Annotated in this window: 19 protein-coding genes; 9 read left to right on the forward strand and 10 right to left on the reverse strand. The window is 64.2% G+C overall.

Annotation, left to right across the window (positions count from 1 at the left end):
- Positions 1–8: 8 nt before the first annotated feature.
- Complete coding sequence (locus tag QA642_RS43500) at positions 9–983, forward strand: type II secretion system F family protein (protein ID WP_283082294.1); 975 nt, start codon at positions 9–11, stop codon at positions 981–983.
- 159 nt (positions 984–1,142) lie between these two features.
- On the opposite strand, the gene QA642_RS43505 is transcribed toward QA642_RS43500, so the two are convergent.
- The 3 genes from QA642_RS43505 to QA642_RS43515 all read right to left on the reverse strand — a co-directional run bounded on the left by QA642_RS43505 (position 1,143) and on the right by QA642_RS43515 (position 4,057).
- Positions 1,143–1,958, reverse strand: coding sequence for a tetratricopeptide repeat protein (locus QA642_RS43505; RefSeq protein ID WP_283082295.1), 816 nt, complete (start codon positions 1,956–1,958; stop codon positions 1,143–1,145).
- A 93-nt stretch (positions 1,959–2,051) separates the two neighbouring features.
- Complete coding sequence (locus QA642_RS43510) at positions 2,052–3,554, reverse strand: metallophosphoesterase (protein ID WP_283082296.1); 1,503 nt, start codon at positions 3,552–3,554, stop codon at positions 2,052–2,054.
- A gap of 299 nt (positions 3,555–3,853) precedes the next feature.
- Positions 3,854–4,057 carry a hypothetical protein gene (locus tag QA642_RS43515; protein WP_018454690.1) on the reverse strand — a complete coding sequence of 68 codons (204 nt, stop codon included), beginning with the start codon at positions 4,055–4,057 and terminating at the stop codon, positions 3,854–3,856.
- Between the two features lie 204 nt (positions 4,058–4,261).
- Here QA642_RS43515 and QA642_RS43520 point away from each other — a divergent pair, with 204 nt between their 5' ends.
- From QA642_RS43520 to QA642_RS43535, 4 genes are all read left to right on the forward strand, one after another.
- Positions 4,262–5,635: a leucyl aminopeptidase family protein gene (locus tag QA642_RS43520; protein WP_283082297.1), complete on the forward strand. Its 1,374-nt coding sequence runs from the start codon at positions 4,262–4,264 to the stop codon at positions 5,633–5,635.
- Positions 5,628–6,470: an NlpC/P60 family protein gene (locus QA642_RS43525; protein ID WP_283082298.1), complete on the forward strand. Its 843-nt coding sequence runs from the start codon at positions 5,628–5,630 to the stop codon at positions 6,468–6,470. Before QA642_RS43520 ends, QA642_RS43525 begins: the two co-directional genes overlap by 8 nt.
- Positions 6,471–6,724: 254 nt before the next feature.
- On the forward strand, positions 6,725–7,006 hold the full coding sequence (locus QA642_RS43530) for a hypothetical protein (protein WP_283082299.1): 282 nt from the start codon (positions 6,725–6,727) through the stop codon (positions 7,004–7,006).
- 37 nt (positions 7,007–7,043) lie between these two features.
- Positions 7,044–7,274, forward strand: a complete 231-nt coding sequence (locus QA642_RS43535; protein ID WP_283082300.1) for a hypothetical protein — start codon at positions 7,044–7,046, stop codon at positions 7,272–7,274.
- Between the two features lie 113 nt (positions 7,275–7,387).
- Here QA642_RS43535 and QA642_RS43540 read toward each other — a convergent pair whose 3' ends face one another.
- From QA642_RS43540 to QA642_RS43565, 6 genes are all read right to left on the reverse strand, one after another.
- Positions 7,388–9,025 carry an ABC transporter ATP-binding protein gene (locus QA642_RS43540; RefSeq protein WP_283082301.1) on the reverse strand — a complete coding sequence of 546 codons (1,638 nt, stop codon included), beginning with the start codon at positions 9,023–9,025 and terminating at the stop codon, positions 7,388–7,390.
- Positions 9,026–9,029: 4 nt separating this feature from the next.
- Positions 9,030–10,208 carry an ABC transporter permease gene (locus QA642_RS43545; protein WP_283082302.1) on the reverse strand — a complete coding sequence of 393 codons (1,179 nt, stop codon included), beginning with the start codon at positions 10,206–10,208 and terminating at the stop codon, positions 9,030–9,032.
- Positions 10,208–11,317 carry a microcin C ABC transporter permease YejB gene (locus tag QA642_RS43550; RefSeq protein WP_283082303.1) on the reverse strand — a complete coding sequence of 370 codons (1,110 nt, stop codon included), beginning with the start codon at positions 11,315–11,317 and terminating at the stop codon, positions 10,208–10,210. Before QA642_RS43550 ends, QA642_RS43545 begins: the two co-directional genes overlap by 1 nt.
- Before the next feature lie 2 nt (positions 11,318–11,319).
- Positions 11,320–13,203 (reverse strand): extracellular solute-binding protein, encoded by a 1,884-nt coding sequence (locus QA642_RS43555; RefSeq protein ID WP_283082304.1) that lies wholly within the window; start codon positions 13,201–13,203, stop codon positions 11,320–11,322.
- 14 nt (positions 13,204–13,217) lie between these two features.
- Complete coding sequence (locus QA642_RS43560) at positions 13,218–15,119, reverse strand: extracellular solute-binding protein (RefSeq protein ID WP_283082305.1); 1,902 nt, start codon at positions 15,117–15,119, stop codon at positions 13,218–13,220.
- A 212-nt stretch (positions 15,120–15,331) separates the two neighbouring features.
- Positions 15,332–15,889 (reverse strand): cytochrome c family protein, encoded by a 558-nt coding sequence (locus QA642_RS43565; protein WP_283082306.1) that lies wholly within the window; start codon positions 15,887–15,889, stop codon positions 15,332–15,334.
- A 221-nt stretch (positions 15,890–16,110) separates the two neighbouring features.
- On the opposite strand from QA642_RS43565, the gene QA642_RS43570 reads away from it, so the two are divergent.
- Complete coding sequence (locus tag QA642_RS43570; protein ID WP_283082307.1) at positions 16,111–16,851, forward strand: 3-deoxy-manno-octulosonate cytidylyltransferase; 741 nt, start codon at positions 16,111–16,113, stop codon at positions 16,849–16,851.
- A 37-nt stretch (positions 16,852–16,888) separates the two neighbouring features.
- Positions 16,889–17,746, forward strand: coding sequence for a prephenate dehydratase (locus tag QA642_RS43575; RefSeq protein ID WP_283082308.1), 858 nt, complete (start codon positions 16,889–16,891; stop codon positions 17,744–17,746).
- Positions 17,747–17,869: 123 nt separating this feature from the next.
- On the opposite strand, the gene QA642_RS43580 is transcribed toward QA642_RS43575, so the two are convergent.
- A complete protein-coding gene (locus tag QA642_RS43580; protein WP_283082309.1) occupies positions 17,870–18,883 on the reverse strand; it encodes an LLM class flavin-dependent oxidoreductase in 1,014 nt (337 codons plus the stop codon).
- A 384-nt stretch (positions 18,884–19,267) separates the two neighbouring features.
- Between QA642_RS43580 and metF the strand changes: the two genes are divergently transcribed.
- Together metF and metH are read left to right on the forward strand one after the other, a co-directional pair.
- The gene (gene metF / locus QA642_RS43585; protein ID WP_283082310.1) at positions 19,268–20,188 is read left to right on the forward strand and encodes a methylenetetrahydrofolate reductase [NAD(P)H]; all 921 of its coding nucleotides are present in this window, start codon (positions 19,268–19,270) and stop codon (positions 20,186–20,188) included.
- A 6-nt stretch (positions 20,189–20,194) separates the two neighbouring features.
- Entirely contained in the window at positions 20,195–24,040 is a 3,846-nt protein-coding gene (metH, locus tag QA642_RS43590) for a methionine synthase (RefSeq protein WP_283082311.1), read from the forward strand.
- The last annotated feature ends 27 nt before the right edge of the window (positions 24,041–24,067 follow it).

Here is a 24,067-nt window from a genome sequence, read left to right on the forward strand (position 1 = left end):
GGTGCCCCATGGTCGAGTTCCTCATTACGAAACTGCATGACGCACGCTTCATGACCATGCTGCTGGCGGCCATCGCCGCCAGCGCCACCGTGTATACCCTGGTGATGCCGCTGTTCGCCGGCGAGGGCCTCGCCAAGCGCATGAAGGCGGTGGCGAGCGAGCGCGAGCGCATCCGGCAGCGCGAGCGCGACCGCCTCAACAAGAGCGAGAAGGTTTCGCTGCGCCAGACGCCGAAGCAGATCGTCTCCAAGGTCGTCGAGGATTTCAACCTCACCAAATGGCTCGCGCAGGAAGCCGCGCGTGACAAGCTCATCATGGCGGGCTATCGCGGCCAGGCCCCCTACATCACCTTCCTGTTCGCCCGCATGGTCGCCCCGATCGTGCTGTTCGTCGGTTCGGTGATCTACGTCTTCGTGATCGCGCACATGGAGCAAGCGATGCCGATCAAGATCGGCATCTGCATCGGCGCGGCCTATCTCGGTCTCCAGGCGCCGATGCTGTTCCTCAGGAACGCGATCTCCAAGCGCCAGCTCTCGATCAAGCGCGCTTTTCCGGACGCACTCGACCTGCTGCTGATCTGCATCGAATCCGGCATGTCGGTCGAAATGGCGTTCCGCAAGGTCGCCACCGAGATCGTCGGCCAGTCGATCGCGTTGTCGGAGGAGTTCACCCTGACCACGGCCGAGCTGTCCTATTTGCAGGATCGCAAGGCCGCTTATGAGAACCTGGCGCGGCGCACCGGCCTTGAGGGCGTCAAGTCGGTGTGTCTTGCGCTTCAGCAGGCGGAGCGCTACGGCACCCCGCTCGGCCATTCCCTGCGCGTCATGGCGCAGGAAAACCGCGACATGCGCATGAACGAGGCGGAGAAGAAAGCCGCCGCGCTGCCGCCGAAGTTGACGGTGCCGATGATCCTGTTCTTCCTGCCGGTGCTGTTCGTGGTCATTCTCGGACCGACCGGCATCAAGATCTCCGAGCTGCATTAATGCGCGATGGCATGAAGATGAATCACCATCCGCTTTAGGTTATTGTTTGAGCATGATCTTTTCGGAAAACCGCTACGCACGTTTCCGGATCATGCCCTAACGCGAATGCGGGCCGCGCACGGCCCGCATATTGGCTTCAAATTGGAAGATCTGGTTTGATCAGTCGGCCTGGCTGAGCGAAGCGACCGGCGTGCGCTTCGGTGCGCCGCGCGCTGTGTCGCTGCGGCTCAGCATGTCCTTCAGATAGGCGACGTTGGCCGCGGCCTGGTCCGGCGGCAGGTCCGCCTTCACGATGGTCTCGGCTTCGGCGAAGCGGCCCTGCAGACCGACGACCAGGCCAAGGTTCTGCCGCACCCGGCTGCTGGCGCGCGGCGAGGCATAAGCCTGCCGCAACGCCTCTTCGGCCTTGGGCAGATCCTTCGACAGCATGTAGGACAGGCCGAGATTGGAGAGCACGCCGGGATCGCCCGGCGCGATCTTCAGCGCGCTCGCATAGTAGGAGCGCGCCTCCTCGTGGCGGCCCATCTGGTCGAGCGCGGTGCCTTGCACCGAGAGCAGACGCCAGTCCGGATTGTCGGGCGAATGCGCCTTCGACAGCACGTCGAAGGCCTGCTGGAAATTACCGTTGTCGGCGAGCGCGCGGCCGTACTGGGCGAGCAGCGCCTTGTTGCCGGGATTTGCGATGGTCGCCTGCTCCAGCACGGCAGCGGCCTGGGCACGCTGACCGTTGGCGCGCAAGGCCTGGCCGTAGCCGAGCGCGGCGTCGGCGTCCTTGGGATTGGCGCGGTAGCGCTCGCCATAGACCTCGACGGCGCGCGCGGGATCCGCGGGCGGCGCGGCCTCCGCCTTCGACCCGATCGAGCCGGTGACGTCGGAGAGCTTTGACATTGCCGTGCAGCCGCCGAGGCCCGTCGCCACCATCGCGACGAGCGAGGCAGACGCGAGAAGCCGGGCAGGACTGAACCGTTGACGCATGACGCTTTGACTCTCGAGCCGATTGATCGAGCCGAACGCGTCAGCAATAGACTGTTAACCCTAACGGCCGGTTAACGTCAGCCTGGCTGCCCCTTAAGGCTGCGTCTGCCGTGACGTCTCGCCGCCGAGATCCAGATCGAGACCAAGCCGCTTCACTTGTTCGTCCAGGTCTCGCAGGGATTGAATCCTCTGCCGCGCCTCCGCGACGACATCGATGTCCGTGCACGGCATCCCCGGCAATTCGCGCTGAAGATCGTCGCGATGGACCAGGCGCCTGGCGCGGAGCTCATCGAGCTGATCGTCGTCGATGCCGAGCACGGCGGCGGATTGCGCGATCAGCCGCCGCAGCAGCAGCGTCACGGCTGCCAGCGCATCGACCTCATGCTTGCGCCCCGACCTCTCGAATTTGCTCGCAAGGTCGGCCCAGGCATGGGAGGTGACGAGATAGACGTACAGCGCGCTGGCCCACGACGCCTCGCCATCGGCGTAGAAGGCGCCGCGCATCAACAGCCGGCGGACCAGTGCTGCGACCTGATCACGCGACAACGTCCGGCATGCGCCGATCTCGATCATCGACTGAACCGCCGGGTCACGCGAAAAATCCCGCCCTGCCGGCAGCTTGATGACGCCGTCCCGGAGGTTGGAGTCGAGCGACCTGAACGCGCCGTCGTTGCGCGGACGCGAATAGCGGGCGATCGCGAAGCGATACGTCGTCTCGCCTGCATCGGACGACGGGCCGAAATGGACGATGTTGAAGCCGGCATCGTCGCCCGCCTGGCCGGTCGAGGACGGACAGGAGAGCACGTAGATCGTGCGCCAGAACGCTTCATCGCCGTCGCTCGACGTGGCGCGAGGATCGGGAATCGAATAGCGCGTCAGTCCCTCGACATGGCGGTGACCGTGCAGCACCAGATTGACGTTGAGCGAGGTCGCAGCTTCGAGGAAGGTCGCGGGCGCAGCCAGATACATCAGCGGCTCGTCGGGCAGGCCGAGAAAGCGCTTTCCTTCGCCGGTCGCCTGCGGCAGCGGATGGTGATGCAGCGCCAGCACGCGCACCAGGTTTTCCGCCGGCTCGGCATAATCGGCGCGCCCCACCGAGCCCATGCTGCCGGCGAGCTCGACGCTCAGCCGGGCCGAATCTGCGACCAGCGCGTGGTAGGCGTTCTCGTCGATATCGCCGCTCGCCAGCTTCGAGATGCTGGCGCTGTTGGAATCCAGCAGCACCAGATCGAGTCCGGCCTGGCGGTAATAGATGCTCTTCGAGGTCCGCGGCAGATGAAGATGATCGTAGACGTCATGACGACGCGCACGCTGACTCGGGCGCTTGACGTCGTGATTGCCGGCAACGGCCTGAATGTCCGTGAACAGCCCGGTCTGGCGGAACGAGGCGATGACGGCGAGCGCTTCGTCGAGCGCACGCGGCGTCGGATCGTCGACGAGATCGCCCGTGATCAGTAGGATGCGATCGGGAACGTCAGCGACGTCTGCCATCGCTTCGCGAATTGCAGCACTGAGCGCCTCGATCGTCGCCAACAGCCGGCCCGACCCGTCCAGATGCAGGTCAGAGATGTGCGCAATAACGAATGATCTATCCATTTTGCGCCGCTCATTCGCGAATGCTGCGCCGCCTAAACGATCGGAAGAATGCCTTGGACGAAGAGATCGGGACGAACAGATCAGACCGGTATCGAACCCGGCAGGGATGACCCGGGCAGATAACGCGTGCCATTGCGCGCCTACTTCCGATACGTGCAGAAACGCACGGAACAATCTAAAATATTCGTCAATAATGCCACAACCGCGGCGCTAGTAAAGCCCTGCGGCTGCGCCGTCGTGAACGGCAGTTCTCAGCACGAGATACGAGAGCTCCCCGACGAACGTTTCGTCGGTCCCGATCAATATTCGATGGCCAAGCGCTTGCGGATTTCGTCGATGCGCTTGTCGAGCGCATCGAACCGCGCGTGGACGGAGCGGTCGTGGAGATAGAAGACGTAACCGCCGGCAAGGAACGCGAAGATCCAGTGATGATGCTCGACATAGCCAAAGATCGCTTCGACGGCCTGGCCGATGAATGTGACCACGCTCCACACAAATTCCATCGCATGTCCTCCCGGCAGGCTTCGTCGTCGGCCGCTGGCGATCCCGGCACAGCTGACGTCCACTCTCCGGAACCTAGCATGGCCCCCTTGCGGCGAGTAGCGGCTCGCTGAACGGTGACAGCAAAGCCGATTGCGGCCACGGCAAAACTCTGCGAAGTCTCGTGCCTTCGCATGACCTGTCGATCTGACGATCCGGACCCGCCAATGCCTTCTGTCTTCGAGACATCGTCCACCGCCATCCCGATCACCTTCGTCACCAAGTCAAGCTGGGATGCGGTGCGCGAAAGCTTGCCGCCGGCACAACGCCAGTTCGCCACAGCCAGCGCTTATGCCGCCAAGCCCGGCGGCTATCTGGCGCTGCCGGCGCCCGACGGCGCGATCGCGCAGGTGCTGTTCGGCCTCGAGGACGAGGGCGCACGATCGCGCGACCTGTTCCGGCCGGGCGCCCTGCCCGGCCTGCTGCCGCCGGGCACCTATCGCTTCGTCAATGCGCCGCACGACGCACGGCTGGCGGCGCTCGCTTTCGCGCTGGGATGCTACCGCTTCGCGCGCTACCGCAAGGCCGATCGCCCGGACGTCCGGCTGGTGCCGCCTGACGGTGTCGATGCCGCCGAGATCACCCGCATCGCGGATGCCGCGATGTTGGCGCGCGACCTCATCAACACGCCGTCAAACGACATGGGGCCCGAGGAGCTCGCTGCGGCCGCGCAAGACCTCGCCACGGAGTTCGGTGCAAGCTTTGCCTGCACCATCGGCGAGGATCTGGAGAAGGATTTTCCGCTGATCCACGCCGTCGGCATGGCCTCCAGCCGCGCCCCGCGGCTGATCGACATCGGCTGGGGCGACCTCGATCATCCCAAGGTGACGCTCGTCGGCAAGGGCGTCTGCTTCGACACCGGCGGGCTCGATCTGAAGCCGTCGAGCGGCATGCTGATCATGAAGAAGGACATGGGCGGCGCCGCCAACGTGCTGGCGCTGGCGCGCATGGTGATGGCTGCCAAGCTGAAGGTGCGGCTGCGCGTGCTGATCCCGGCGGTGGAGAATGCGGTCGCCGGCAACGCCTTCCGCCCGCTCGACATCTTCACCTCGCGCAAAGGCATCACGGTCGAGATCGGCAACACCGACGCGGAAGGCCGGCTTGTGCTCGCCGACGCGCTGGCGCTGGCCGACGAGGAGAAGCCGGACCTGCTGATCGACCTGGGCACGCTGACCGGCGCGGCGCGCGTTGCGCTGGGACCGGATTTACCGCCCTTTTACACCAATGATGAGACGCTCGCCGCCGACGTCGCGCGGTGCGCGGTGAAGGAGAACGATCCGTTGTGGCGCATGCCGCTGTGGCCGCCCTACGATGCGTGGCTGGATTCCAAGACCGCCACCATCACCAACGCCCCATCCGGCGGCTTCGCCGGCTCGATCACCTGCGCGCTGTTCCTGCAACGCTTCGTCGAGCACGCCAAGAGCTGGCTGCATGTCGATATCTACGGCTGGACGCCGTCGGCAAAGCCCGCGCGCCCCGAGGGCGGCGAATGCCAGGCCGCACGCGCCATCTACAAAGTGCTGAGCGAGCGCTATGCATGATCCGCGATTGACGCCGGCGCGGGGTGACCTCGCCGCCAAATATCTCGAAGGCAAGGTGCAGGCGGAGCGCTTCGTCACCGGCGAGGAGTTCGAGGTGATCGATGCGGTCGCGCCGGTGCGCGAGCAGCCGTCATCGAACGCGATGCTGATGACCGAGGCGCTGCGCGGCGAGCGCGTCACGGTCTACGATCGCAACGGCGAGGGCTGGGCCTGGGGCCAGCTCAATGGCGATGGCTATGTCGGCTGGCTGCCGGATGCGGTGCTGATGCGCCCCGCAGCCGCGCCGACGCACAAAGTGAGTGCGCTCCGAACCTTCGCTTTTCCCGGTCCCTCGATCAAGCTGCCGCCCGCCGACACGCTCGTGCTGGGGTCAAAGCTCGCGATAGCGCGCGAGGACGGCAGCTTCGCCGTGACGCGCGACGGGACGTATGTGCCGAAGGCACATCTTGCAGCGCTCGATCATCGCGAGCCGGATTTCGTTGCGGTGGCCGAGCGCTTCATCGGCACGCCCTACCTCTGGGGCGGCAAGAGCAGCCTCGGCATCGATTGCTCAGGCCTCGTCCAGGTCTCGCTGACGTCTGCCGGCATCGGCTGCCCGCGCGACAGCGACATGCAGCAGACAGGCCTCGGCCGCGCGCTGGAGCCGCACGAGCGGAGCAGCTTGCTGCGCGGCGACCTGATCTTCTGGAAGGGACATGTCGCCATCGTGCGCGACGGCAGCACGATGGTTCATGCCAACGCGCATCACATGGCGACGGTGATCGAGCCAATCGCGCCGGCGCTCGCGCGGATCAAGCAGGCGGGCAGCGACGTCGTCGCGATCAAGCGACTGTAGGGCCTGTATTCATATTTCGCCGCGAGCGAAGCCGACAGCGACACTCCGGCACAGAGAACCGGAAATCTCGTGGGTTCCCCCAGGCTCCTTCTTCAGGGAACTCACGCACGATCATTCGAGCAACCCGACACTCGAAAGGCATCCCGCTCCCGGCTAACAGGCACCCCGCGCCGCAGCGACGGAACAACGTTACAATTGAGAGGTTTGCGGAACGAAACGCGCCGTCAGTCTTTCTCTGGCTTTGGGAGGTGCCCATGAGTTCTCAAGCGAGGGAAGGCGCGTGCGCATTCGCTTGGCGAAACTACTTGCTGATCCACAGCGGTATCAGCGAGAACGACAACAGGCGTTCCGCCCTCTACAGCTACATCACCAATCTTCGCGATACCGGCGAAGATGATTTCGACCTCTTGCAAATAGCCGCAGTCGCCTACTTGAAAAAGCTGGATGAATTGCACGACGACCGAGGCGCACGACTCGCGGCAGATCAAGTTTTGGCCGAGTGTTTGGAAGCACGCAGCTCACAATCCGAGAGGTGACTTCAGGCCATAACACCAGAGCAAAGGAGCGAACAGCATGGCCGACAAGACCGCTACTGAAAACCGCTTCGCGCACGACCCGCAACGACGCATCGCCGCAGCCACAGCAATCGGCATGCATGCCTTGAAGCCGATAATCCACCTTCAGGTCTCAATGCTGAGGATGTGGGCCGACAGTATCGAAAGGCTCGCGGGCAATTACGAAAAGGGCCTGGAAGAAAGAGCGAGCACGGCCGAGGAACAATCAGACAGGGAACGCGCCGCATAGATCGACGCGATCTGGTAGGCGCAGTCCGCTTTGGCTACAAGCAGGAGCGTCCCCGGGGTCCGCGCTATCGCGTGCCCCGCGGATGCGCTATCGCGCACCGCGGGATGACTGGATCAGGTCGCGACTGACCCGTTCCCCGCCGTCTCCAGCCGGAACGCCGCCGCAAACAGCGCGCGCGTGTAATCGGTCTTCGGGTTCTTGAACAGCTCGGCGGCCTGGCCTTCCTCGACCACCTTGCCGCTACGCATCACGATGAGGTGGCTGGCGAGCGAGGCGACGACACGCAAGTCGTGCGAGATGAACATGTAGGTGAGTTCGCGCCTGCGCTGAAGCTCGCGCAACAGATCGACCATCTGCGCCTGGATCAACATGTCGAGCGCGCTGGTGGGCTCGTCGAGCACGACGAAATCCGGCTCCAGCACCACCGCGCGCGCGATGCTGATGCGCTGACGCTGGCCGCCGGAGAATTCATGGGGATAGCGGTAGCGCGTCTCCGGCTTCAGTCCGACATCCTCCAGCGCCTTGACGACGCGCGCCTCGCGTTCCTCGCGCGACAGCTTTGGCTGATGCACGGAGAGGCCTTCGGCGATGATGTCTGCGACCGACATGCGCGGGCTGAGCGAGCCGAACGGATCCTGGAACACGATCTGCATGTCGCGGCGGAACGGGCGCATCTCCTTGAAGCGCAGGCCCTGGATGTCCTTGCCGAGGAAGACGATACGGCCGTTCGAGGAGATCAGCCGCAGCAGCGCAAGCCCGAGCGTGGTCTTGCCGGAGCCGGATTCGCCGACGACGCCGAGCGTCTCGCCCTTGCGCACGGCAACGCTGACGCCGTCGACCGCCTTGATGTGGCCGACCGTCTTGCGCATCAGGCCGCGCTTGATCGGAAACCAGACCTTGAGATCGTCGGCGGACATCACGACCGGCGCAGTCGGCTGCGGTGGCGCCGGGTCGGGCTTCGGCTCGGCCGCGAGCAGGTCGCGGGTATAGGGATGCTTCGGGGTCTTGAAGACCTGCTCGACCGGCCCTTGCTCGACGATCACGCCGCCCTTCATGACGCAGACGGTGTCGGCGATGCGGCGCACGATGCCGAGATCGTGGGTGATGAACAGCAGGCTCATCCCGAGCCGCGCGCGGATCTCGGCCAGCAGCGCCAGGATCTGCGCCTGCACGGTGACATCGAGCGCCGTGGTCGGCTCGTCCGCGATCAACAGGTCCGGCTCGTTGGCGAGCGCCATCGCGATCATCACGCGCTGGCGCTGGCCGCCGGAGAGCTGGTGCGGATAGCTGTTCAGCCGCGTCTCGGGCTCGGGAATGCCGACCTGCGTCAGCAGCTCCAGCGTCCGCCTGCGGGCCTCGGCATTGCTGGTCGGATTGTGCAGCTGGATGATCTCGCCGATCTGCGCCTCGATCGTGTGCAGCGGATTGAGCGAGGTCATCGGCTCCTGGAAGATGATGGAGATGTCGCTGCCGCGGATCTCCCGCATCTGCTGCTCGCTCTGGTCGATCAGCTCCTGCCCCTTGAAGCGGATGCTGCCGGAGGGATGCGAGGCGTTCGGATAAGGCAGCAGCTTCAGGATCGAGAGCGCGCTGACGGACTTGCCGGAGCCGGATTCGCCGACCAGCGCGACGCATTCGCCGCGCTTGATCTGGAACGAGACCTTGTCGACCGCGAGCGTCGTCGCGCCGCCCTGGTGGAAGGCCACCGAGAGGTCGCGCACGCTGAGCAGGGGCTGGTTGATCGCGTCCATGGCCTTACCTGAACGTCTTGCGCGGATCGAAGGCGTCGCGCACGGCTTCGCCGATGAAGATCAAGAGCGACAGCATGATCGCGACCGAGAAGAAGCCGGAAAATCCGAGCCACGGCGCCTGCACATTGGCCTTGGCCTGCGAGAGCAATTCGCCGAGCGAAGGCGATCCCGGCGGCAGACCGAAGCCCAGGAAATCGAGCGCCGTCAGCGTCATCACCGACGAGGAGACGATGAATGGCAGGAACGTCATGGTCGCGACCATCGCGTTCGGCAGCAGGTGACGGAACATGATGACCGGGTTGGAGACGCCGAGCGCCCGCGCCGCCTGGATGTACTCGAAGTTGCGCCCGCGCAGGAATTCGGCCCGCACCAGACCGACCAGCGAGACCCAGGAGAACAGCAGCAGGATGCCGAGCAGCACGAAGAAGCCAGGCACGAGGACCGAGGACAATATCAGGAGAAGATAGAGCGACGGTATCGCCGTCCAGATCTCGATGAAGCGCTGGAAGATGAGGTCGACCCAGCCGCCGAAATAGCCCTGCACCGCGCCTGCGGCAATGCCGACGACGGATGAGACGATGGTGAGGCAAAGGCCGAACAGCACGGAGATGCGGAAGCCGTAGATCAATCGCGCCACCACGTCACGGCCCTGATCGTCGGTGCCGAGCCAGTTGTATTCGAGATCGCGGCAGCTCTTCAGGCCCTTCTTCTCGACCACCGGCTTGCACTGCGCTTCCGTCAACATCCAAGTCGGCGGCGACGGCGCCGGGGTCGGCAGATCGAGATTGTGGGTGTCGTAGGAATAGCGGATCAGCGGCCAGACGATGACGCCGCCCTTGTCCTTGATGAGCTTCTGCAAATAGGGGTCGCGGTAGTCGGCGGCCGTCTCGAAATCACCGCCGAAAGTGGTTTCCGAATAGGTCACGAAGGCAGGCCAATACAGACGGCCGTCGAACTTGATCAGGAAGGGCCGATCGTTGGCGATCAGCTCGGCGAACAGCGAGATCACGAACAGCGCAATGAATATCCAGAACGACCAGTAGCCGCGCCGGTTGGCCTTGAAGTTCTGCCATCGCCGCCGGTTGAGCGGCGAAGGCGCGAACGGCTTGCCCGTGATCGGAACGACTTCTCCCAGGGGAGACTGGGTCGTGGTCTCGATCGGCGTCGGTGCGGTGATTGTCATCAGACCTCCCGCGCCTCGAAATCGATCCGGGGGTCGATCCACATATAGGTCAGGTCGGAGATCAGGTTGATCACGAGTCCGACCAGCGAAAAGATGTAGAGCGTGCCGAACACCACGGGATAGTCGCGGTTGAGCACGCTCTCGAAGCTGAGCAGCCCGAGCCCGTCCAGCGAGAAGATTGTCTCGATCAGAAGCGAGCCCGAAAAGAAGGCGTGGATGAAGGTTCCGGGAAAGCCCGCGATCACGATCAGCATGGCGTTGCGGAAGACGTGGCCGTACAGCACCCGGTTCTCGCTGCAACCCTTGGCGCGCGCGGTCATGACGTATTGCTTGCGGATCTCGTCCAGGAACGAGTTCTTGGTCAGGAACGTCATGGTGGTGAACGCACCCAGCCCCATGGCGATCAGCGGCAGCGTCAGATGCCAGAAATAATCGATGATCTTCCAGTACCAGGGAAACTGCGACCAGCCGTCCGACGTCAACCCGCGCAGCGGGAACCAGTTGAAGAACGAGCCGCCGGCAAACAGGATGATCAGGAGGATCGCGAACAGGAAGCCGGGAATGGCATAGCCGAGCACGAGCACGGTCGACGTCCAGGTGTCGAACCGCGCGCCGTCGTTCACGGCCTTGCGAATGCCGAGCGGGATCGAGATCAGATAGGTCAGAAGCGTCAGCCAGAGGCCAAGCGAGATCGAGACCGGCAGCTTCTCCTTGATGAGCTGAAGCACGCTGACGTCGCGGAAATAGCTCTTGCCGAAATCGAAGCGGGCGAAATTCCACACCATCAGCGCGAAGCGTTCCGGCGCCGGCTTGTCGAAGCCGAACTGCACCTCCAGCTTCTTGATGAAATCTGGATCGAGGCCCTGCGCGCCGCGATATTTCGAGTTGATGGCATCGCCACCCGCGCCGAGTTGTCCCGGCGCACGCTGCGCAAAATCGCCCCCGCCCGAAATGCGCGAGGTGCCGCCGGTGTCGGCACCGGAGAGCTGTGCGATCACGCGCTCGACCGGGCCGCCCGGCGCGAACTGCACGACGACGAAGGAAACAAAGAGGATCCCGAGCAGGGTCGGGATCATCAAGAGGATGCGGCGGGCGATATAAGCACTCATGACTATTTCGCCTGATCGAGCTTGGCCGCCTTGCCGCCGTCATGCCACCAGATGTCGGGGGCACCGACGCCGTTGGCGTAACGCGGCAGCTTCTGCGGATGAGCGAACTCGTCCCAATAGGCCAGCCGGTGCGTCTTGTTGTACCATTGCGGTACCCAATAGCGGCCGGCACGGAACAGGCGGTCGAAGGCGCGGCAGGCGATGGTCAACTCCTCGCGGCTGTCGGCGGCCATGATCTTCTCGACCATGGCGTCGATCGCCGGGCTGGCAACGCCCGCGAGATTGTATGATCCCCTGGTGTTCGCGACCTGTGAGGAGAAGAACGCGCGCATGGCATCGCCGGGCGTCGCCGACATGCTGAAGCGCTGGATCGACATATCGAAATCGAAATCTTCTTGCCGCGCCTTGAATTGCACCGCATCGACGAGACGCACACTGGCCTCGATGCCGAGCGTCGCGAGATTCTTGATGTAGGGCGCATGGTGCGGCTGGAACGAGGGTTCGTCCAGCAGGAACTCGATCTTGAACGGCTCGCCGTTCGGCAGCACCCGCTTGCCGTCCTTGATCGGCACGCCGGCCTCGTTCAGCAATTGCTGCGCCTTGCGCAGCAGGCTGCGGTCCTGCCCGGAGCCGTCCGTGACCGGCGGCGTGAATGGCGCGGCGAACACGTCGTCGGGGACCTTGCCGCGGAACGGCTCCAGCAGTTTCAGCTCTTCCGGCGAAGGCGGACCATCGCTGGCCATGAGATCCGAATTCTGGAACGGCGACACAGTGCGGGCATAGGCCCCGTACATGATGGTCTTGTTGGTCCACTCGAAGTCGAACGCATTGATCAGAGCCTCGCGCACGCGCGGGTCTTTGAACTTGTCGCGCCGCGTGTTGATGAACCAGCCCTGCGCGCCGGACGGTGTATCGTCGGGCACGACCTCCATCTTGACGCGACCATCCTTCGCCGCCGGGAAGTCATAGCGCGTCGCCCAGATGCGTGAGGTGAACTCCTCGCGATAGAGGTAGCTCTTGCCGGTGAAACCCTCGAAGGCGACATCGCGATCGCGGTAGAATTCGTAGCGCACGACATCGAAATTGTAGCTGCCGCGGCAAACCGGCAGATCAGCCGCCCACCAGTCCTTGACCCGCTCGTATTCGATGTAGCGATTGACCTCGAAGCGGCCGACCTTGTACGGGCCCGAGCCGAGCGGCGTGTCCAGCGTTGATTCATCGAAGGCTCGTGTGGCGTAATACGCCTTCGAGAAGATCGGCAGGCCCGCGACATAGAGCGGCACGTCGCGCGCCCGTCCCTTGGCAAAGGTGACGACGAGCGTCGCATCGTCGAGAGCTTCCGCGCTGACCATGTCGCGCATCTGCACGGTGATCAGCGGATGTCCCTTGGTCTTCAGCGCCGTCAACGAAAACGCTGCATCGTGCGCGGTGAGCCTGGTGCCGTCGTGGAATTTCGCCTCCGGCCGCATCGTGAAGCGATAAGTGAGCTTGTCCGGCGAGATCTGCACGGATTGGGCGGCAAGCCCGTACATCGCGTCCGGCTCGTCGTTGGCGCGCACCATCAACGGCGCGAAGGTCATGTCCATGCCTTGCGCGCCGTCACCCTTCAGGATGAAGGCGTTGAGCGAGTTGAAGGTCTGGTAGGACTGGTTGTACGACCGCACCGAGGGGATGAGCGAGAACGTCCCGCCCTTCGGCGCGTCCAGATTGACATAATCGAAATGCTGGAAGTCGGCGGGATATTTGAGATCGCCGAACGCCGAGATGCCGTGGGCCTCGGTGGGCATCTCGGAGGCGGCCGCGCCGCGCAACAGCGGCCCGCCCAGGGATGCACCGAAGGTGCCGACACCCAGGGCCAGCACGTGGCGGCGTGACATCTGCCTCATGCGGGAAACGTCCTTCACGATTTCTTTGCGATCCGCGCCGCCTTGTCTGCGTCGTACCACCAGATGAACGGGAAGCCGGATTGGCCGTATCTGGGCAATTCCGAGGGCCGGCCGAAGCGGTCCCACCGCGCGGTGCGGATCTTCGTATAGGTCCACTGCGGCACGACGTAGTGATTCCACAGCAGCACGCGGTCGAGCGCCTTGGTTGCCGCGACGAGATCGTCGCGATCCCTGGCGTAGATCAGCCGCTCGATCAGCTTGTCCACGGCCGGATTCTTGATGCCGGCGATGTTGCGGGACCCGGCGATGTCGGCCGTCTTGGACGACCAGAACTCGCGCTGCTCGTTGCCCGGCGACTGCGACTCGCCCCACGAGTTGGTGACGACGTCGAAATCCCAATCGCGCGTCCTGTTCTCGTATTGGGTCGGATCGACCGTCCGCACGCTGACGGCAATGCCGAGCCGCTCCAGCGACGGCTTGTAGAACAGCGTCACGCGCTCGAAGCTCGGGTCCTGGTTCAACAGTTCCAGAGAGAACTGGGCGCCGGTCTTGACGTCGACCAGCTTGCGGTCGCGCACCTCGTAGCCGGCCTCCTTGAACAGGCGCAGCGCCTCGCGCAGATTATCGCGCACGGCTTCCGGACTGCCCCCGACTGGATTGGTGTAGGCCGTCGTGAAGACTTCCGGCGGGACCTCGGCGCGGACGGTCTCGAGAATCTCGAGCTCCTTTCCTTGCGGCAAGCCGGTCGCCATGAGCTCGTCGATGCCGTCGAAATAGCTGGTGATGCGCTTGTACTGGCCGTAGAAGATCTGCTTGTTCATCTCCTCGAAGTCGAACGCGTAGTTGAGCGCACGACGCACGCGGGGATCGCTGAACTTGGCGCGACGCAGGTTCGGCACGAAAGCCTGCATGACGCCCGAGCTGCGATTGGCAAATTCCTCGAGGATCACGCGCTTTTCGGCGACGGCCGGGAAATCATAGGCGGTCGCCCAACTCTTTGCGCTGTTCTCGGTGCGCCAATCCACCTGATCGGCCTTGAACGCCTCGATCGCCACGGTGGCGTCGCGGAAATACTCGTAGCGCAGCTCATCGAAATTGTTTCGGCCGACATTGGCGGCAAAGTCGCGCCCCCAATAATCCTTGACGCGCTCCAGCGCGATCGAGCGACCGGCAACGAATTCCTTGATCTTGTAGGGGCCGGAGCCGAGCGGCACTTCCAGTGTGGTCGCGGAGACGTCGCGCTTGCGGCCTTGCGCGTCGGTGCCCTCCCACCAATGCTTCGGCAACACCGTGAGCTGCCCGACGATCTGCGGCAGCTCGCGGTTGCCCGGCGCGTCGAACACGAATTTCACTTCGCGCTCGCCGACCTTTTCGGCCTTCACCACATGGCTGTAATAGGCCGAATACATCGGATGATGCTTCTTGAAGGAATCGAGCGAGAAGATCACGTCATCCGCGGTGACCGGCTTGCCATCGTGCCATTTGGCCTCCGGCCGCAGCCGGTAGGTCACGAAGGAGAAATCGTCGGGGTGGCTCACGGCTTCAGCCAGCGCGCCGTATTCGGTCGAGACCTCGTCGAGCGCGGGCGTCAGAAGCGATTCATAGATGAACGCGACGGCCCCGGCGACCTGCCCCTTCACACCGGAGACGACGATGTTGAAATTGTCGAATGTACCGACGGCAATCTGGCGCGCGACGCCGCCTTTGGGTGCTTCCGGATTGACGTAGTCGAAACGTTTGAAGTCTGCGGGGTACTTGACCTTTCCGAACAGCGACAGCGCATGGCGCCAGGGTAACTCACTCGCCGATTGCGCCTCGGCGGCGCCGACGACGGGAATGCCGGCAACGGAGCCGAGAACGGGAAGCGCGGCAGCAGCGGCGCCGGTGAGCAGGAGATCGCGTCGGGTAATGGCCAAATCAATAGTCCTGTCTTGAAGGAGGCTACTCCTTTAAGGTCCCAATATAGGCGAGGTTTCGACGGAATATGTTGCTTTTTCCTCATGTTGGAAGGCCGGACGGCCTCTCGGATGCGGCCAAACGCCCCGATAACGTCATCGCGAGGCCCGGATAACGAAACGGCCAGGCTTTTCAGCCTGGCCGCATGTTCCAGAAGAGGTTTTTGACGCCCTTACTTCGACGCCGTCGGGATCGGCTGCGGATGCTCTGACAGCGAATTCAGATAGGCAATGACGTCGGCGCGCTCGGAATCCTTGGGGATACCGGCGAAGCCCATCGCCGTGCCCGGGATGAAACCCTTCGGACTGGCAATGAACTTGTTGAGGTCGTCGAACGTCCAGGTGCCGCCCTTGGCCTTCATGGCGGCCGAGAAGTTGAAGCCGTTGCGGCCCTCGCCCCTGGCTTCACCGACGACGCCATAGAGGTTCGGACCGACGCGATTCGGGCCGCCCTTCTCGAAGGTGTGGCAGGCGCCGCACTTCTTGGCGGCGGCAGCGCCCTTCTCGACGGAAGCGGTCTGGAGCAGCTTTTCGATCGGTTCGGACGATGCGGCGGCCGCGCCACCTTCCTTGCCACCGTGGCCGGCATCTTCCTTGACCGCGATCTCGAAGCCCGGCTTTTCCGGCATCTTGGGCGAGAACAGCGCCTGGGCGGTGAAGCTCGTCACCAGCAGGATGAGACAGGTGCCGAGCACGGCACCGAGAATCTTGTTGAGTTCGAAAGAGTCCATTTCCGGCCAGGCCCCACACCGCAAGAAGGAAACAGCGGCCCAAGCGGGCCGCCAGGACGAGCCTCGGGAGAATCAAAACGTTCCTTGTTGTTTCCCCGAGTTTTGCCATTGAGATATCGGTTTGCCCGGGGTCTGGCAACCCGTATAAGCGACCCGGCTTCGAACCCGTCCCCACCCCATTTCTCGGCGCGGAAAACGCCCCGTTTCCAGGCCCTTGACCGATGATCGATCCCCGCATTTTGGTGCTGATCCCAGCCCGCATGGCCGCCACCCGCCTGCCCGGCAAGCCGCTCGCCGACATCGCGGGCCTGCCGATGATCGTGCATGTGCTGCGCCGCGCCGAGGCCGCTGCAATCGGCCGGGTCGCGGTCGCAACCGACACTGACGAGATCGCCTCGGTGGTTACGGCCCATGGCGGCGAGGCCGTGATGACCCGCTCTACACACCCCTCCGGCTCCGACCGCATCCACGAGGCCATGCAGAAGCTCGATCCGGACGGCAAGGCCGAGATCGTGATCAATCTCCAGGGCGATTTCCCGACCATCACTCCGCAGACCATCCGCGAGGTGCTGCCGCCTTTTGACGACCCCGCGGTCGACATCGTGACACTGGCCTCCCAGATCCACACCGAGGAAGAAGACCTCGCTCCGAGCGTCGTGAAGGCGATCGGCTCGCCGATCGGACCGCGGCGGATGCGGGCACTTTATTTCACCCGCGCCACCGCCCCCTACGGCAACGGACCGCGATACCACCACATCGGCCTCTATGCCTATCGCCGCGCCGCGCTGGAGCGGTTCGTGTCGCTGCCGCCCTCACCGCTCGAAAAACAGGAGAGCCTGGAGCAGCTCCGGGCGGTGGAAGCCGGCATGCGCATCGACATCATGATCGTCGACACCGTGCCTCGCGGGGTGGATACGCCGCCCGATCTCGAAACCGCGCGCAGCATCCTTTCCAAATCCTGAGCCGCTGCTACAAGGCCGACCAGGAGCACTTCAAGACATGAGCAAGATGAAGATCGCATTCCAGGGCGAGCCCGGAGCCAATTCCCACATTGCCATCGTCGAGGCCTATCCCGACGCCGAGCCGATGCCCTGCGCCACCTTCGAGGACGCGCTGTCGGCGATCTCCTCGGGCGAGGCAGATCTCGGCATGATCCCGATCGAGAACTCGGTCGCCGGCCGCGTCGCCGACATCCACCATCTGCTGCCGGCCTCCGGCCTTTTCATCATCGGCGAATGGTTTCTCCCCGTCCGCCACCAGCTGATGGCGGTGAAGGGGACCAGGCTCGACGACATCAAGAGCGTCGAGAGCCATGTGCATGCGCTCGGCCAGTGCCGGCGCATCATCCGCAAGCTCGGCATCAAGCCGATCGTGCATGCCGACACCGCCGGCAGCGCCCGCGACATCTCCGAGCGCAACGACAAGACCGTCGCCGCGATCGCCTCGCGCCTCGCCGCCAAGATCTATGGCCTCGACATCCTTGCCGAGGACATCGAGGACGAGGCCCACAACACCACGCGCTTCGTCGTGCTGGCGCGCGAGCCGAAATGGGCGGTCCAAGGTTCGGGCCCGCTGGTCACGACTTTTGTATTTCGCGTGCGCAATTTGCCGGCCGCGCTCTACAAGGCGCTCGGCGGCTTTGCCACCAACGGCGTCAACATGACCAAGCTCGAGAGCTACATGGTCGACGGCAATTTCTTCGCCACGCAGTTTTATGCCGACGTCGATGGCCACCCCGAAGACAAGGGCCTTGCGTTTGCGATCGAGGAGCTGAAGTTCTTCTCGCGAGAATTCCGCATCGTCGGCGTGTATCCCGGCCACCCGTTCCGCGCGACGTTCAGCGAGGCACAGGATTAGTCTCGTGTCCCGGACGCGCGAAGCGCGAGCCGGGACCCAGGGGCTGCAATTCACAGGACTTCGATGGGCCCCAGCTCTGCAGCGCATCACTGCGCGCTGCGCTGCGTCCGGGGCACGAGAGATTTACGCTGCAGCGCGAAGCCCAAACGCCTCCGCCAGCAGCGAATACGACTTCTTCCGCGCCTCGTGATCGTACACGGCCGTGATCACCATCAGCTCGTCCGGCTTGCTGGCATCGATCAGCGGCTGGAGCTTCTTCTGCACGGTCGCGGGACTACCGACGAACAGGCGCGAGCGGTTGCGGGCAATCGAGACGCGCTCGGAATCCGTATAGGGATAAGCCAGCGCTTCCTCGACGCTCGGCAGCGGCAGATATTGACCGCGATCGCGGCGCAGACGGTTGAGATCGAACGAGGTGGCGAGCTTCTCGGCCTCTTCATCGGTATCCGCCGTGACGATTGCGACCGCGAGGATCGCGTGCGGGCTGTCGCTCCAGGCCGAGGGCTGGAAGTGGTTGCGATAGTGCACCATCGCGTCGATCGCATCATGGGACGCGAAATGATGGGCGAAGGCGAAGCCCATGCCGACCTGGGCGGCGAGCTCCGAGGAATAGTCGCTGGAGCCGAGCAGCCAGATCGGCGGCAGCCGCGTATCGTCGGGCATCGCGACGACGTTGTTGTAAGGATGTCCCGACGGGAATTCGCGGGTCTCCCACAGGATCAGCTCGTGCAGCCGCTCCAGGAAATCGTCGCCCTCGCGGCGGTCGAGCCGGCTGCGCAGCGCATAGGCCGTGGCACCGTCGGTGCCGGGCGCGCGGCCAAGGCCAAGATCAATGCGGCCGGGAAACAGCGCCTCCAGCATCTTGAAGCGCTCGGCCACCACCAGCGGCGCGTGGTTGGGCAGCATCACGCCGCCGGAGCCGACGCGGATGTGCTTCGTCACCGCCGCGATCTGCCCGATCATCACGTCGGGCGCGGGGCTCGCGACGGAAGCGAGGTTGTGATGCTCGGCGAGCCAATAGCGGACATAGCCGAGCCCGTCGACATGGCGCGCCAGATCGATGCTGTTACGCAACGCCGCGGCGGGTTTTGTGCCTGTGGTGACGACCGAGAGGTCGAGGACTGAAAGCGGGATCATGGCGCGGTAACGTAATGGAGGCCGGCGCGGCAGCAATGGGCAGACTGCGCAGGTCTGGCGTGTGCCGGCCGCGAGCGCAGGCGGCGGGCGGAGCTAGGGGAGTGGGACGAATTCCGTCCAAGCAACACAAGATTCACATTGCCCACTCAACGAAATCGCTACAACAGCCACTTTCATTCGCGCAATGCACTGATATATATACGTATTATAAAGCTTGCTATTTCCCACCCCATTTCTCACGCTGGCGATAATTCGTATAATTAGTTACAAAGTGGGCCACTTCCCATCAACGATGGGCTGTCGAGCGCAACCGCTTTGGCTTATCTTGGCGTCTTCCAATCTAGACCTGACCGCCGGCCGCCAAAATTTGGAGTGAGTGGTGCCATGACCGACCTGACGATTCCTGCCCGCAACGAAGGGCAAGATGGGTACCTGAAGCGGCCTGCGATCTCCTTCGAGTTCTTTCCGCCCAAGACGGAAGATATGGAGCGGAATCTCTGGGAGACAATCAATCGGCTGGCCCCGCTCGATCCGAAATTCGTCTCGGTGACCTATGGCGCCGGCGGCTCGACCCGTGAGCGGACGCATTCGACCATCTCGCGCATCCTCAAGGAAACCGCGCTGCTGCCGGCGGCGCATCTGACCTGCGTCGGCGCCTCGCGCGGCGAGATCGACGAGATCGTCGACCGCTATCACGAGGTCGGCGTCCGCCACATCGTCGGCCTCCGCGGCGATCCCGCAGGCGGCATCGGCACGCCCTATTCCAGCCATCCCGACGGCTATCAGAGCTCGGCCGAGCTCGTCGCAGGGATCAAGAAGCGGCACGCGGACATCGAAGTGTCCGTGTCGGCCTATCCCGAGAAGCACCCCGAGGCGCGCGACTTCGACGCCGACATCGACACGCTTCAGGCCAAGGTCGACGCCGGGGCGACGCGCGCGATCACCCAGGTGTTCTTCGATAACGACCTCTACTTCCGCTATCTCGACCGGGTCCGCGCCCGCGGCATCAATATCCCGATCGTGCCGGGCATCATGCCCATGCACAATTTCAAGCAGGCCCGTAATTTCGTCACCCGCGCCGGCACCACCGTGCCGGACTGGTTCGCCGCGAAGTTCGAAGGCCTCGATGACGATGCCGAGACTCGCAAGCTGGTCGCGGCGACCGTCGCCGCCGGCCAGGTGCAGAAGCTCGCCAAGCACGGCGTCGACACCTTCCATTTCTACACCATGAACCGCGCCGATCTCGTGTTCGCGATCAGCCATTTGCTCGGCATTCGCGCCAAGAGCGCCCAGAAGGCTGCGTAAGAGAAAATGACCGTGCCCGTTTCCGCCAAGCGAACTGCCCTGCTCAACGCCGCGCGCGAGCGCATCCTCGTGCTCGACGGCGCCATGGGCACGATGATCCAGAACCTGCAGCTCGACGAGGCCGCCTTCCGCGGCGAGCGCTTCAAGAATTTCCATCGCGACCTGCGCGGCAACAACGACCTGTTGATCCTGACCCAGCCGCAGGCGATCGAGGACATTCACGCCGCGTACCTGCGCGCGGGCGCCGACATCGTCGCCACCAACACGTTCTCGACGACCTCGATCGCGCAGGCCGATTACGATCTCACCGACATCGTCAACGAGATGGCGCGCGAAGGCGCCCGGCTCGCCGGCAATGCCGCCCGCCGCGTCGCTGCCGAGGACGGCAAGCCGCGCTTCGTTGCCGGTGCCATCGGTCCGACCAACCGCACCGCCTCGATCTCGCCCGACGTCGCCAATCCCGGCTACCGCGCCGTCACCTTCGACGATTTGCGCAAATCCTATGGCGAGCAGATCCGCGGCCTGATCGACGGCGGCGTCGACCTCCTGCTGGTCGAAACCATCTTCGACACGCTCAACGCCAAGGCGGCGCTCTATGCCATCGCCGAGATCACCGAAGAGCTCGGCATCGACATGCCCGTGATGGTGTCGGGCACCATCACCGACAAGTCCGGCCGCCTGCTGTCGGGCCAGATGCCGGAAGCATTCTGGAATTCGGTGCGGCACGCCAAGCCCATCACCATCGGGTTCAACTGCGCACTCGGCGCCGAAGACCTGCGCGCCCATATCGCCGATATCGGCCGCGTCGCCGACACGCTCGTATGTGCTTACCCGAACGCCGGCCTGCCCAACGAGTTCGGCCAGTATGATGAGACGCCTGAGTACATGGCCCGTCTCGTCGGCGAATTCGCCCGCGACGGCCTCGTCAACATCGTCGGCGGCTGCTGCGGCACCACGCCGGACCATATCGCGGCGATCGCCGCCGCGGTCGCCCCGCACAAGCCGCGCATCGTGCCGGAGATCGCACCAAAGCTGCGGCTTTCCGGCCTCGAACCGTTCGTGCTGACCGACGCGATCCCGTTCGTGAACGTCGGCGAGCGCACCAACGTCACGGGCTCCGCCCGCTTCCGCAAGCTGATCACCGCCGGCGACTACACCGCCGCGCTGCAGGTCGCGCGCGACCAGGTCGAGAACGGCGCGCAGATCATCGACGTCAACATGGACGAAGGCCTGCTCGACTCCGAAGCGGCGATGGTGACCTTCCTCAACCTCGTCGCCGCCGAGCCCGACATCGCCCGCGTCCCCGTGATGGTCGACTCCTCGAAATTCTCCGTGATCGAGGCCGGCCTGAAATGCGTGCAGGGCAAGCCGGTCGTCAACTCGATCTCGATGAAGGAAGGCGAGGAGAAGTTCATCCACGAGGCGAAGATCGCCCGCCGTCACGGCGCGGCGGTCGTGGTGATGGCGTTCGACGAGGTCGGCCAGGCCGACACGTTCGCGCGCAAGACCGAAATCTGCAAGCGCGCCTACGACATCCTCGTGAACAAGGTCGGCTTCCCGCCTGAGGACATCATCTTCGATCCCAACATCTTCGCGATCGCGACCGGCATCGAGGAGCACAACAATTACGGCGTCGACTTCATCGAGGCGACGCGCTGGATCCGCCAGAACCTGCCGGGCGCGCACATCTCGGGCGGCGTCTCCAATCTGTCGTTCTCGTTCCGCGGCAACGAGCCGGTGCGCGAGGCCATGCACTCGGTGTTCCTGTATCACGCCATCAAGGCCGGCATGGACATGGGCATCGTCAATGCCGGTCAGATGATCGTCTATGACGACATCGATCCCGAATTGCGCCAGACCTGCGAGGACGTCGTCCTCAACCGCGATCCCGGTGCGTCCGAGCGCCTGCTCGCGCTCGCAGAAAAATTCCGCGGCAAGAAGACCGAGAGCAAGGAAGCCGACCTCGCCTGGCGCGAATGGCCGGTGGAGAAGCGTCTGTCGCATTCGCTGGTCCACGGCATCACCGAGTTCATCGAGCAGGACACCGAAGAAGCTCGCAAGAGCTCGTCGCGTCCGCTCGACGTGATCGAGGGACCGCTGATGGCCGGCATGAACGTGGTCGGCGACCTCTTCGGCGACGGCAAGATGTTTTTGCCGCAGGTGGTGAAGTCCGCCCGCGTGATGAAGCAGGCCGTTGCCTATCTCATGCCGTTCATGGAGGAGGAGAAGGCGCGCAACCTCGCCAACGGGATCGGCACCGAGGGTTCTTCTTCCGCCGGCAAGATCGTGCTCGCGACCGTGAAGGGCGACGTCCACGACATCGGCAAGAACATCGTCGGTATCGTGCTCCAGTGCAACAATTTCGAGGTCATCGACCTCGGCGTGATGGTGCCGGCCGCGAAGATCGTCGAGACCGTGAAGGCGGAGAAGGCGGACATCGTCGGGCTGTCAGGCCTGATCACGCCCTCGCTCGACGAGATGGCGTTCTTCGCCGGCGAGTTGCAGCGCGAGGGCCTCAAGCTGCCGCTGCTGATCGGCGGCGCCACCACGAGCCGCGTGCACACGGCGGTGAAGATCGATCCGAGCTATCGCGCCGGCCCCGTCGTGCATGTCAACGACGCCAGCCGCGCCGTCGGCGTCGCCTCCTCGCTGCTCTCGCCCGAGAAGCGCGAAGCCTATGCTGCCGAGGTCCGCGCCGAATACGCCAAGATCTCGGATGCGCATCTGCGCGCGCAGGCCGACAAGAAGCGGCTGAAGCTGGCTGATGCCCGCGCCAACCGCGTGCCGGTCGATTTCGCCAAGAGCAAGCCGGTGAAGCCGACCTTCCTCGGCACCAGGAGCTTCGACGAATACGACCTCGCCGAGCTCGTGCCCTATATCGACTGGACCCCGTTCTTCCAGACCTGGGAGCTCGCGGGACGCTTCCCCGCGATCCTCAAGGACGACAAGGTCGGCGAGGTCGCGCGCTCGCTCTATGACGACGCGCGCAAGATGCTCGACACCATCGTCAAGGAAAAGTGGTTCCGGGCCCGCGCGACGGTCGGCTTCTGGCCGGCGAATGCGCAAGGCGACGACATCGTGCTCTATGCCGACGACAGCCGCACCAAGAGAATCGCGACGCTGCACACGCTGCGCCAGCAGCTGGAGAAGCGCGAGGGCCGGTTCAACGCCGCGCTCTCCGACTTCATCGCGCCTGCGGGGGTGCCCGACTATGTCGGCGGCTTCGTCGTCACCGCCGGCATCGGCGAGGACGCGGTTGCCGATCGCTTCAAGATGGCGAACGACGACTACTCCTCGATCCTGTGCAAGGCGCTGGCCGACCGCCTTGCGGAGGCTTTCGCCGAGCGCATGCATGCCCGCGTGCGCCGCGAGTTCTGGGCTTACGCGCCAGACGAGGCGCTCTCCAACGAGGAGCTGATCCTCGAAAAATATCAGGGCATCCGCCCCGCGCCCGGCTATCCCGCGCAGCCCGATCACACCGAGAAGGCGACTCTGTTCGAGCTGCTCGATGCGGAAGCCACTGCCGGCGTGAAGCTGACCGAGAGCTTTGCGATGTGGCCAGGCTCATCCGTATCAGGGCTCTATTTCGCGAATCCCGAGAGCTATTACTTCGGCGTCGGCAAGATCGAGCGCGACCAGGTCGAGGACTACGCCGCGCGCAAGGGCATGACGGTGGCGGAGACCGAGCGCTGGCTCGCGCCGGTGCTGAACTACATCCCGTCGCAGCAGGACAAGGCCTTCGCGGCGACGCCTGCGAACGACGAGACGTCAAAGGATCTCGCCTCGCATCCGCCCGGCTGCACTTGCGCGGTGCATCTGGTCTGGCAGAAGAAGCGGGTGGGCGCGGGATAGGCGCGCCCCGCCCCAAAACATGAAAAT

Source organism: Bradyrhizobium sp. CB2312, from assembly GCF_029714425.1.
Lineage (GTDB): Bacteria > Pseudomonadota > Alphaproteobacteria > Rhizobiales > Xanthobacteraceae > Bradyrhizobium.